This is a genomic window from Stenotrophomonas sp., from assembly GCF_032066555.1.
Lineage (GTDB): Bacteria > Pseudomonadota > Gammaproteobacteria > Xanthomonadales > Xanthomonadaceae > Stenotrophomonas.
Window position 1 is genome coordinate 33,369 of record NZ_DAMBKV010000012.1, and the last position, 10,851, is coordinate 44,219.

Sequence of the window (10,851 nt, forward strand, 5' to 3'; positions counted from 1 at the left end):
CTCACCCCAACCCCTCTCCCGTGAACGGGAGAGGGGCTCAAACTGTAGTGCCGAGGCATGCTCGGCAGAGGCTTTACCGGCCAAAGCGGCCCTCACCCCAACCCCTCTCCCGTGAACGGGAGAGGGGCTAAAGCAAGGCAGGGCAAAGCAAATCAGTAGCGGTAATGGTCCGGCTTGAACGGGCCTTCGACCGGCACGCCGATGTAGTCGGCCTGTTCCTGGGTCAAGGTGGTCAGCTTGACGCCGATCTTCTCCAGGTGCAGACGGGCCACTTCTTCATCCAGCTTCTTCGGCAGCAGGTACACCTTGTTCTCGTAGCTGTCCTTGTTCGCCCACAGGTCGATCTGTGCGAGCGTCTGGTTGGCAAACGAGTTGGACATCACGAAGCTCGGGTGGCCGGTGGCGCAGCCCAGGTTGACCAGGCGGCCTTCGGCCAGCAGGAAGATCGCATTGCCGTTCGGGAACACGTACTTGTCCACCTGCGGCTTGATGTTGATGTGCTGCACGCCCTTGTAAGCCACCAGCGCATCGACCTGGATCTCATTGTCGAAGTGACCGATGTTGCAGACAATGGCCTGGTCCTTCATCGCGCTCAGGTGCTCGATGCGGATGATGTCCTTGTTGCCGGTGGTGGTGACGTACAGGTCAGCACGGCCCAGGGTGGATTCGATGGTGTTGACCTCGAAGCCTTCCATCGCGGCCTGCAGGGCGCAGATCGGGTCGATTTCGGTGACCACCACGCGCGCGCCGTAGGCACGCAGCGAAGCAGCGCAGCCCTTGCCGACGTCGCCGTAGCCGCAGACCACGGCCACCTTGCCGGCCAGCATCACGTCCATCGCACGCTTCAGGCCGTCGGCCAGCGACTCGCGGCAGCCGTACAGGTTGTCGAACTTGCTCTTGGTGACCGAGTCGTTGACGTTGATTGCCGGGATCAACAGGGTGCCGGCCTGGGCCAGCTGGTACAGGCGGTGCACGCCAGTGGTGGTCTCTTCGGAGACGCCCTTCCAATCCTTGACGACGCGGCCCCAGTAACCCGGGCGCTCGCTGGCAACGCGCTTGAGCAGGTTCTTGATGACCTGTTCTTCGTGCGAGGAGGCCGGCTCGTTGACCCAGTTGCTGCCGTTCTCCAGCTCGTAGCCCTTGTGGATCAGCAGGGTGACGTCGCCGCCGTCATCGACCACCAGCTCCGGACCGGTCAGGGTGCCGTCGGCCAGGGTGAAGGTCAGCGCGTCCAGGGTGCAGTCCCAATATTCTTCCAGCGACTCGCCCTTCCAGGCGAACACCGGCGTGCCGGTGGCGGCAATCGCGGCGGCAGCGTGGTCCTGGGTCGAGAAGATGTTGCACGAGGCCCAACGCACTTCGGCGCCGATGTCCTTCAGGGTCTCGATCAGCACCGCGGTCTGGATGGTCATGTGCAGCGAGCCGGTGACGCGCACGCCCTTCAGCGGCAGCTCGGCCTGGTACTTGCGGCGGATCGACATCAGGCCCGGCATTTCGTGCTCGGCGATGTCCAGTTCCTTGCGGCCCCAATCGGCCAGCGAGATATCGCGGATCTTGTAATCACCTTCCTGCGAGAAGGTAGCGGCAACAGCATTCATTTAGAGCTCCGGTGTGGTGCGAGCAGGCTCGCGTTCGCCGGGCGCCGTTGTTGCGTGAAAGCCGTCCGAGCCTGGCCGTGGGGAGTCCGTGCAAGAACACGGGCTGTAGTGGACGGGTCCACCCAACGGTCGCAGCGCCCCTCGGAACGGGCCGCTCAGTATATCGCGGCGAGGTGCCAGCGCCGCGGGCCCAACCAACGGCAGGGGCCATCGGTGAGGGGGATTGTTAAGTTGGGGAATTGTTTCCATCCAATAGGAATGCGCCATGAATCTGTCTCCCCACCGCCGTCGTCGTGCTTCAGCCGCACTGGTGCTGTGCGCCGGCCTGCTGCTGGCGGTACCGCCGGTCATGGCGCTGACCCCGCCTGCGGCGCAGAAGGGCGCCCAGCAGGGTGAAGGCTACCGACTGCCGTCGGCCGCGCTGCAGGCGGTGGTGGACGCCCCGCGTGCGCCCAGCCTGTACCTGTCGCCCAAGCGTGACCTGACTGCGCTGCTGCAGACCCCGGCGCTGCCGTCCATCGCCCAGGTGGCGGCCCCGGAGCTGAAGCTGGCCGGCCTGCGCATCAATCCCAAAACCGTGTCCGACAGCCGCTTCTCGTTCGGCAGCAAGCTCTGGCTGGCCTCCACCTCCGATGGCAAGGAGCGCCAGATCAGCGGCCTGCCGCAGCCGCTGTCGGTGGCCTCGCTGGCGTGGTCGCCGGACCAGAAGTACCTGGCCTTCAATCAGCTGAATCCGGCCACCGGCAGCAATGAACTGTGGTTGGTGGATGTGCAGACTGCCAGCGCGCGGCGGGTGGCCGAGCGCCTGAACAGCATCGTCGGCAACGGCTATGCGTGGCTGCCGGGCAGCGATGCGCTGTTGGTGATGCAGCGTCCCGCCGGGCAGGGTGAGCCGCCGCACGGCGACGGCGTCCCGACCGGCCCGGCGGTGCAGCAGACCGAGGCCGGGCAAGGCGTGCGCTCGGTGCGCACCTACCAGGACCTGTTGAAGAACGAGGACGACGCGCGTCTGTTTGCCTACTACCTGCAGGCACAGCCGGTGCGGGTGTCGATCAGTGGCGACAGTAAGCCGGTTGGCGCGGCAGGCATCTATCTGGGCCTGTCGGCCTCGCCCGATGGCAATTACCTGCTGAGCCAGCGCGTGCAGCGGCCGTTCTCCTATGCGGTGCCGGTCAGCCGCTTCCCGCGCAACATCGAAGTGCTGGATGCGCAGGGCAAGCTGGTGCACACGGTGGCACGGCTGCCGTTGGTGGATGGCCTGCCAACCGGCAACGATGCCGTGCCGACGGGTGTGCGTTCGATCAGTTGGCGCGCCGATGCACCGGCCTCGCTGGTGTGGGCCGAAGCACAGGACGGCGGCGATCCGTCGCGTGAGGCCAAGGTGCGCGATGCGGTGCTGCTGCAGGCGGCACCGTTCGAGAAGCCGCCGGTGACGCTGGCACAGCTGGGCTCGCGCTATGCAGGTGTTACCTGGGCAAATGGCGAACTGGCGCTGCTGGATGAGTACTGGTGGAAGAGCCGCCAGGTGAAGCAGTGGAAGATCGCGCCGGATCATCTGGACCAGGCCGCGACCCTGCTGGTCCAGCGTTCGGAAGACGACCGCTACAGCGACCCGGGTGAGCCCTTGCTGCAGATGGATGACGGTGGTCGCTCGCGGCTCCAGCTCAGTGCAGATGGCAAGAGTTTCTATCGCATTGGTGACGGCGCATCGGCGGAGGGCGACCGACCGTTCCTGGATCGCGTGGATCTGGCCAGTGGCAAGAGCGAACGACTGTTCCACTCGCAGGCGCCGTATTACGAAATGCCGCTGGGCATCATCGAAGGCGAAGCTGGTCGCATCCTGACCTACCGCGAATCCAATGATGTGCCGGCCAATCTGTATGCGCGTGGTCTGGCCGCCGACGCGCAGCCGGTCGAGCTGACCCACTTCGCCCATCCGCTGCCGCAGCTGCGTGGGGTGAAGAAGGAGCAGATCCGCTACACGCGCAACGATGGCGTCGAGCTGACCGCCGACCTGCTGCTGCCGCCCGGCTATGATCCGAAGAAGGACGGTCCGCGCCCGGTGCTGATGTGGGCTTACCCGGCCGAGTTCAAATCCGCGGCCGATGCCAGCCAGGTCAGCGGCTCGCCGCATCGCTTCAATGCGATCAGCTACTGGGGTCCGCAGGCGTTCCTGGCCAAGGGCTATGTGGTGTTGAACAACCCGACCATGCCGATTGTCGGCGAGGGTGACACCGAGCCGAACGACACCTATGTGCAGCAGCTGGTGGCCAGTGCGCAGGCGGCGGTGGATGAGGTGGTGAAGCGTGGCGTGGGTGACCGTGAGCGCATCGCCGTGGGTGGCCATTCCTATGGCGCCTTCATGACCGCGAACCTGCTGGCGCATACGCGTCTGTTCAAGGCGGGTATTGCGCGTTCCGGCGCGTACAACCGCACGCTGACGCCGTTCGGCTTCCAGGCCGAAGAGCGCAACTACTGGCAGGCGCAGGAGGTCTACCAGAAGATGTCGCCGTTCAATTACGCCGACAAGATCAAGGATCCGATCCTCTTCATCCATGGCGTGGACGACAACAACTCCGGCACCTTCCCGATCCAGAGCGAGCGCATGTTCGCCGCGGTGAAGGGCCTGGGTGGTACCTCGCGGCTGGTGATGCTGCCGAACGAATCACATGGCTACCGCGCACGCGAATCGATCATGACGATGCTGGCCGAAAGCGAAGACTGGCTGGACCGTTGGTTGGGTGCCGAAGCCGGCAAGAAGCGCTGATGTGTTGCCCGCCCTTGCGCCTTAGGCGCAAGGGCGGGAATGCAGTGCCGAGCCATGCTCGGCAGAGGCGTTACCAGCAAAGCCAATGTAGTGCCGAGCCATGCTCGGCAGAGGCGTTACCAGCAAAGCCAATGTAGTGCCGAGCCATGCTCGGCAGAAGCGTTGCCTGTAACGCCCCATGCCGAGCATGGCTCGGCACTACAGGTCTACGAATGACTGATCCGGTGCGCCTTTCTGTCCAAAAGGACAGTGGCCAGACAACATTCAAATGCAACTGTTTCAGGTTTGGTGCACTGCAAAATTGTGCCGATTTTTGCGGTAGGCTTGACGGGTTTCCGCTCTCCAGGCTCTCCGTCGTAGATGAACGAGTACCGCAGCAGCGTTGTCTTCGCCACCCCCGACCTGCCTCTGCGCGACGATGTACGTCGCCTCGGCACACTGGTTGGTGATCTGATTTCCGAACAGGTATCGCCCGGCTTCCTCGACGAGGTGGAAGACGTGCGCACGGCGGCGATTGCCCGACGCGAAAGCCAGGCGCCGTTGGCTTCGCTCAGCGCGCAGCTGGCTGGCCGTTCGCCGCGCGATGCCGAAGCGCTGGTGCGTGCCTTCAGTACCTACTTCCAGGTGGTCAACATCGCCGAGCGCGTGCATCGCATCCGTCGTCGTCGCGACTACCAGCGTGCAGGTACCAAGCGTCCGCAGCCGGAAGGCCTGCATGACGCCCTGCTTGCGCTGAAGGCGCAGGGCGTGACGCCGGAAGAGCTGGCGCAGTGGTTGCCGCAGATCGACATCGAACCGGTGTTCACCGCGCATCCCACCGAAGCGGTGCGTCGCGCGCTGCTGGAAAAAGAACAGCTGATGGTTGCCGCACTGGTGGACAACCTCGACGGCCAGCGCACGCCCGGCGAACAGGCAGCCGATGCCGCACGTTTCCGCATGGCCTTGACCGCCTCCTGGCAGACCGCCGATTCCTCGCCGGTGCGGCCGACCGTGGACGATGAGCGCGAGCATGTCGGTTTCTACCTGACCCGCGTGCTGTACCGGGTGATTCCGGTGTTCTACGAATCGCTGGAACAGGCGCTGCGCGACACCTGGGGCCGCACCCTGCCGTTGCCACGCCTGCTGCGTTTCGGCACCTGGGTGGGCGGTGACATGGACGGCAATCCGAACGTGGACGCCGGCACCATCACCAATACCTTGAATGCGCAGCGTAATGCCGTGCTCGCGCTGTACCTGAAGGATATGGTGGCGTTGGCCAGCCTGCTCAGCCAATCGACCGAACTGGTCGGTGTCAGCGAGCAGGTGCTGGCACGCGTGGTGGAGTACCAGCAGCTGCTGCCGCAGGTGAAGTCGCGCCCGCGTCACGCCGACATGCCGTACCGCCTGCTCAACGACCGCATGCGTGCACGCCTGCAGGCCACTGTGGAAGATGCGCCGGGCGCCTATGCATCGCCGGAAGAATTCATCCATGACATCCAACTGATCCTGGACAGCCTGGAAGCCAACAAGGGCAAGCATGCCGGATGGTTCTCGGTGCGCCGCCTGCTGTGGCGGGTGCGCACGTTTGGGTTCCATCTGGCGCGGCTGGATGTGCGGCAGGAGTCGAGCGTGCATTCGCGCGCGCTGGCCGAAGTGCTGGGCGGGCAGGATGCGTTCGATGCACTGGACGATGGCGCTCGCGCGCAGTTGCTGTCGCCGTATGCGGCCGGCAGCGCAGTGCTGGCACGTGGCGAAGACGAGGCCGGGCAGCGCCTGGACAAGGTATTCGCGGCGCTGGCCGACGCACGCCGTCGCCACGGTGCCGATGCCCTGGGCAGCTACATCATCTCGATGGCGCATGACCGCGGTGACGTGCTGGCGGTACTGGCGCTGGCGCGCCGTGGTGGGCTGGTCGATGCGGACAATGCCGTGCCGCTGGATATCGCGCCGCTGTTCGAAACCGTTGACGACCTGCAGCGCGGCACCGCCACGCTGCGCGACCTGCTGGCCGATCCGGTCTACCGCGCGCATCTGGCCGCGCGCGACAACGTGCAGATGGTGATGCTGGGTTACTCCGACAGCGGCAAGGACGGCGGTATCGCCGCCTCGCGCTGGGGCCTGCAGCATGCCCAGGTGGAGCTGCTGGATACCGCCGCCGAATACGGCGTCAAGCTGACCTTCTTCCACGGCCGTGGTGGCTCGATCAGCCGCGGCGGCACCAAGACCACGCATGCGGTGAACGCCTCGCCGCGCGGCAGCATCGGTGGCCGCCTGCGTGTCACCGAGCAGGGCGAGGTGATCCATCGCAAGTACGGCATCCGTGCCCTGGCGTTGCGCTCGCTGGAGCAGTCGGCTGGCGCGGTGCTGCGCGCCAGCCTGCGCCCGCGTGCCGAGGAGCCGCGCGAGGAACAGTGGAAGCCGGTGATGGCGCTGGTCGCCGAGAAGAGCTCGGTGGCCTACCGGGCCTTTGTCGGCGATGCGCAGTTCATGAATTACTTCCGCCAGGCCACGCCGATCGATGTGATCGAACGCATGACGCTGGGCTCACGTCCCTCGCGGCGTCTGGGCCAGGATGCGGCGCTGAGCAACCTGCGCGCGATTCCGTGGGTGTTTGCCTGGAGCCAGGCGCGTGCGGTGATCCCGGGCTGGTTCGGCGTGGGCAGTGGCCTGCAGGCGGCGGCCGATGCCGGTCACGAGCAGACCCTGCGCGAGATGGCGCACGACTGGCCGTTCTTCGAGACCTTCCTCGACGATATGTCGATGGTGCTGAGCAAGGGCGACATCCACATCGCCGAACAGTTCTCGCGGCTGGCCGGTCCGCTGCATGATCAGTTCTTCCCGTTGATCCGCGAGGAGCTGGCCTTGACCGCGCATTGGGTCAAGCGCCTGAGCGGCCAGCAGGAACTGCTGGAACAGGACCCGCGGCTGGCCTTGTCGATCCGCCTGCGCAATCCCTATATCGACCCGATCAGCATCCTGCAGGTGGACCTGCTGCAGCGCTGGCGCGCAAGCGACCGCCAGGACGAAGGCCTGCTGCGCGCGCTGGTGGCCTGCGTCAACGGCGTATCGCAGGGCGTGCAGAACACCGGCTGATTTGTTCCTGCCCCCTCCCTTGCGCCGAAGGCGTAGGGGAGGGTTGGGGAGGGGGGCTTTTCAAGCATTGCCGGCTTCGCGGCTTGCGCCGCTCCTACAACGCGGGCACCGACAAATCGGCTTCGCCCGAGGGATTGCTCTGCAGCAGCTCCAGATGGCGCTGCTCCATTTCCTGGCGCAGCTGGCGGCGGATCTGCGCGGCCGCGAAGCGCCGCTTCTCATCGCTGGTTTCAGGCTGCAACGGCGGTACCGGCGTCGGCCGGCCGTCGTCGTCCACCGCCACCATGGTGAAGAAACAGCTGTTGGCGTGGCGTACCGCGCCCTTGCGGATGTCCTCGGCCACCACCTTGATGCCGATTTCCATCGACGAGGTGCCGGTGTAGTTCACCGAGGCCAGGAAGGTCACCAGTTCGCCCACGGCGATGGGCTGGCGGAAGGTCACCTGGTCCACCGACAGGGTCACCACATAGTTGCCTGCATAGCGGCTGGCACAGGCATAGGCGACCTGGTCGAGCAGGCGCAGGATCGCGCCACCGTGGACCTTGCCGGAGAAATTGGCCATCTCCGGTGACATCAACACGGTCATCGACAACTGGTGGGCTTTGTGTTCGTTCATGGCAGCAACTGCAGATGCGGGACGAGCAGGCTACACCGTAGGCACGAGGCGCCGCGACAGCCGCAGGTAGTGCCGAGCCATGCTCGGCAAGGGGCGTTACCGGGAAAGCCCCTGCCGAGCATGGCTCGGCACGACGGGAGGCAGGCATTTGTAGTGCCGAGCCATGCTCGGCATTGGGCGTTAGCGGGAAGGCTTCTGCCGAGCATGGCTCGGCACTACGGGAGGCAGGGTTTTGTAGTGCCGAGCCATGCTCGGCATTGGGCTCTACCAGGAATGCCCCTGCCGAGCATGGCTCGGCACTACAGGGGAGGCTTACTGGAAGTTGTAGCGCACCACGTGGAAGAACACCGGCGCGGAGAACACCACCGAATCCAACCGGTCGAGGATGCCGCCGTGGCCTTCGATCATCTCGCCCCAGTCCTTGGCCCCCAGGCTGCGCTTCACTGCCGACAGCGCCAGCCCGCCCAGGAAGCCGCAGATCACGATCAGCAGCGACAGTGCCGCCGACTGCAATGGCGAGAACGGGGTGATCCACCACAGCGCCGCGCCCACGCCGGTTGCGGCCAAGCCACCGCCGACCAGGCCTTCCACCGTCTTCGACGGGCTGACCAGCGGCGCCAGCAGGTGTTTGCCGAACAGCTTGCCGAACACGTACTGCAGCACGTCGCTGAGCTGTACCACCAGCAGCAGGTAGAACAGCAGCATCAGGTTCTGCCCTTCGTAGCCGGGGATGCGCAACAGCATCAGCGCTGGCGCATGGCTCAGGCAGAACACGGTGAGCATCACACCCCACTGGATCTTGGTGTTGCGCTCCAGGAAGTTCTCGGTGTCACCGGACAGCGCCGATACCGCCGGCAAGGCGAGGAAGCCGTACACCGGGATGCACATCACGAACAGGCCGTACCAGTCGATGCCGATCAGCCAGTACTGCAGCGGGATGGCGATATAGAAGCACAGGCACAGCGCCAGGTGATCGCCGCGGCGGGTGGGCGTCAGCGAAATGAACTCACGCAGCGCAAAGAACGACAGCAGGCCAAAGAACACCAGCGTCGCGACCTTGCCGAGGACGAAGCAGAACAGCAGCACCGCGGCCATCACCCACCAGGCGCGGATGCGCGCGTTGAGGTTGTCGACCACCGAGCCGGGCTTGACCCGGCCGAGGATGAAGCCGATCGCGCTGGCGAGTATCAGCACGCCGAACACGCCACCGATCATCCACCAGAAGCTGGGCGGTGCGCGGTCGATGGCCTGCTGCAGGAAACTGCCCAGCGGTAGCTGTTGGAAGACGTTGTTCATGCCAGCTCCACCACGGCGTTGCGGGCGCGTTCCAGGAACTGCGCCTTGTCCTCATCGGCGATGCGGTTGAGTGGCGCACCAAAGCGCGCCGTGCACACCAGCGGTACCGGCACCAGGCTGCCCTTGGGCAGGGCGCGGCGTGCGTTGTCCAGATACACCGGCACCAGTTCCACATGCGGATAGTGCTGTGCCAGGTGGAACAGCCCGGCCTTGAACGGCTGCGGCAGCGGCTCGTGGTTGCGGGTGCCTTCCGGGAACAGGATCAGCGAATCGCCGGCATCCAGTGCGTCATGCAGCGGTTGCAGCGGATCGCCAACGCACTTGCTGCGGTCGCGCTCGATCAATACCGCATTGAAGCCCTTGTCGGCGATGACCTTGCGTACGCCCTTGCTCCAGTAGTCGCGTGCAGCCACTGGCCGGGTACGCTCGCGCAGTGCCGGCGGCAATGCCGACCACAGTGCCACGGTATCCAGATGACTGGCGTGGTTGGCGAAGTAGATGCGCTGGGTGTCGGTGGGGCGGCTGCCTACCCAGCGCGGGTAGGCGCCAATGAAGACCTTGACGGCGGCGACCAGCAGGCTGGATAGCATCAGGCACTTGCCTTCAATTGCGCGGCGATGGCGCGGGTGCGGGTAATACAGGTGAGCAGCGAGCCGGCGGCGATGACGATGGCGGCTGTAGGCAGAACGTAGGCAGTATTGCCAACCAGTTGTTCGATGATGGCCAGTACGCAGGCAATGGTAAGCACCGCCATGCGGTGCTGCTTGGCCATAGGGCCACGGAAATCCTGCGGCAGGCCGAGGCTGGCGCCGGACAGGCGCACATAGGCGGTGAGTGCGGCGAGCAGGGCGCCCAGCCAGCCCAGCCACGGCATGCCGGCGGCATAGCCCAGAGCGACGATCAACAGCGAGTCGGCGATGCGGTCGGGGTACTCGTTGTACAGGGCACCGGTGGCGGTTTTCTTGCCACCCTCCATCGCCACCATGCCGTCGAGCAGGTTGCAGATCAGGCGTAGCTGGATGCAGATGGCACAGGTGAGCAGGCCAAGCAGATTGGGTGCTGCCAGCAGGCCAACCGCCGCGATGGCGGCGAAGAAGATGCTGAGCACCGAGATCTGATTCGGTGTGATGGAAGAGCGTGCCAGCGCGGCGCTCAGGCGTTGAGCCCAGCCGGTGGAACGGGCGGCGATTGGTCTGCGGTCATTTTTCCCCATGCGCGGATGGTAGTGCATTGGCTGTGATGGCGGACAGGGTGGGGCGAGGGGGCGGGATCGAGAGGTCGGCTGCGACGAACAGGTGGAAGCGGAGGCAGCAGGTTTTCTGTTGAACCCAGGTGGTGGCCTTCCAGATCCCGATTCCGGCTCTGACTGTGTTTGAGCGTCTGGTAGTGGTTGCAGGTTTTAGCTGTCTTCCAAGTGTTGGCTTCAGGCCTGGCGTTAGCCCCTAATCTTGCTCCTTGCTCCTTGCTCCTTGCTCCTTGCTCCTTGCTCCTTGCTCCTTGCT

Annotated in this window: 7 protein-coding genes and 1 riboswitch; of the genes, 2 read left to right on the forward strand and 5 right to left on the reverse strand. The window is 65.1% G+C overall.

Annotated elements, in window-relative coordinates; all coding sequences use genetic code 11:
* Positions 1-152: 152 nt before the first annotated feature.
* Positions 153-1,598, reverse strand: a complete 1,446-nt coding sequence (gene ahcY / locus RT131_RS13960) for an adenosylhomocysteinase (RefSeq protein WP_313173409.1) — start codon at positions 1,596-1,598, stop codon at positions 153-155.
* A 32-nt stretch (positions 1,599-1,630) separates the two neighbouring features.
* Positions 1,631-1,747: riboswitch (S-adenosyl-L-homocysteine riboswitch) on the reverse strand.
* 200 nt (positions 1,748-1,947) lie between these two features.
* Here ahcY and RT131_RS13965 point away from each other — a divergent pair.
* Together RT131_RS13965 and ppc are read left to right on the forward strand one after the other, a co-directional pair.
* Complete coding sequence (locus tag RT131_RS13965; protein ID WP_313173468.1) at positions 1,948-4,365, forward strand: prolyl oligopeptidase family serine peptidase; 2,418 nt, start codon at positions 1,948-1,950, stop codon at positions 4,363-4,365.
* Between the two features lie 360 nt (positions 4,366-4,725).
* Positions 4,726-7,437: a phosphoenolpyruvate carboxylase gene (ppc, locus tag RT131_RS13970; RefSeq protein ID WP_313173410.1), complete on the forward strand. Its 2,712-nt coding sequence runs from the start codon at positions 4,726-4,728 to the stop codon at positions 7,435-7,437.
* Positions 7,438-7,531: 94 nt separating this feature from the next.
* Here the strand turns inward: ppc and RT131_RS13975 are convergent, their stop codons facing one another.
* The 4 genes from RT131_RS13975 to RT131_RS13990 form a co-directional block, all read right to left on the reverse strand.
* A complete protein-coding gene (locus RT131_RS13975) occupies positions 7,532-8,053 on the reverse strand; it encodes an acyl-CoA thioesterase (protein WP_313173411.1) in 522 nt (173 codons plus the stop codon).
* Between the two features lie 312 nt (positions 8,054-8,365).
* Positions 8,366-9,268 (reverse strand): phosphatidate cytidylyltransferase, encoded by a 903-nt coding sequence (locus RT131_RS13980; protein WP_313173469.1) that lies wholly within the window; start codon positions 9,266-9,268, stop codon positions 8,366-8,368.
* Positions 9,269-9,345: 77 nt separating this feature from the next.
* Positions 9,346-9,939: a lysophospholipid acyltransferase family protein gene (locus RT131_RS13985; protein WP_313173412.1), complete on the reverse strand. Its 594-nt coding sequence runs from the start codon at positions 9,937-9,939 to the stop codon at positions 9,346-9,348.
* Positions 9,939-10,562 (reverse strand): CDP-alcohol phosphatidyltransferase family protein, encoded by a 624-nt coding sequence (locus RT131_RS13990; protein ID WP_313173413.1) that lies wholly within the window; start codon positions 10,560-10,562, stop codon positions 9,939-9,941. Before RT131_RS13990 ends, RT131_RS13985 begins: the two co-directional genes overlap by 1 nt.
* Positions 10,563-10,851 lie beyond the last annotated feature (289 nt).

Excerpts from the sequence above, each read along its gene's own strand:
- ahcY (WP_313173409.1), bottom strand. The coding sequence starts at position 1,598 with ATGAATGCTGTTGCCGCTACCTTCTCGCAGGAAGGTGATTACAAGATC.
- RT131_RS13965 (WP_313173468.1), top strand. The coding sequence starts at position 1,948 with ATGGCGCTGACCCCGCCTGCGGCGCAGAAGGGCGCCCAGCAGGGTGAA.
- ppc (WP_313173410.1), top strand. The coding sequence starts at position 4,726 with ATGAACGAGTACCGCAGCAGCGTTGTCTTCGCCACCCCCGACCTGCCT.
- RT131_RS13975 (WP_313173411.1), bottom strand. The coding sequence starts at position 8,053 with ATGAACGAACACAAAGCCCACCAGTTGTCGATGACCGTGTTGATGTCA.
- RT131_RS13980 (WP_313173469.1), bottom strand. The coding sequence starts at position 9,268 with ATGATCGGTGGCGTGTTCGGCGTGCTGATACTCGCCAGCGCGATCGGC.
- RT131_RS13985 (WP_313173412.1), bottom strand. The coding sequence starts at position 9,939 with ATGCTATCCAGCCTGCTGGTCGCCGCCGTCAAGGTCTTCATTGGCGCC.
- RT131_RS13990 (WP_313173413.1), bottom strand. The coding sequence starts at position 10,562 with ATGGGGAAAAATGACCGCAGACCAATCGCCGCCCGTTCCACCGGCTGG.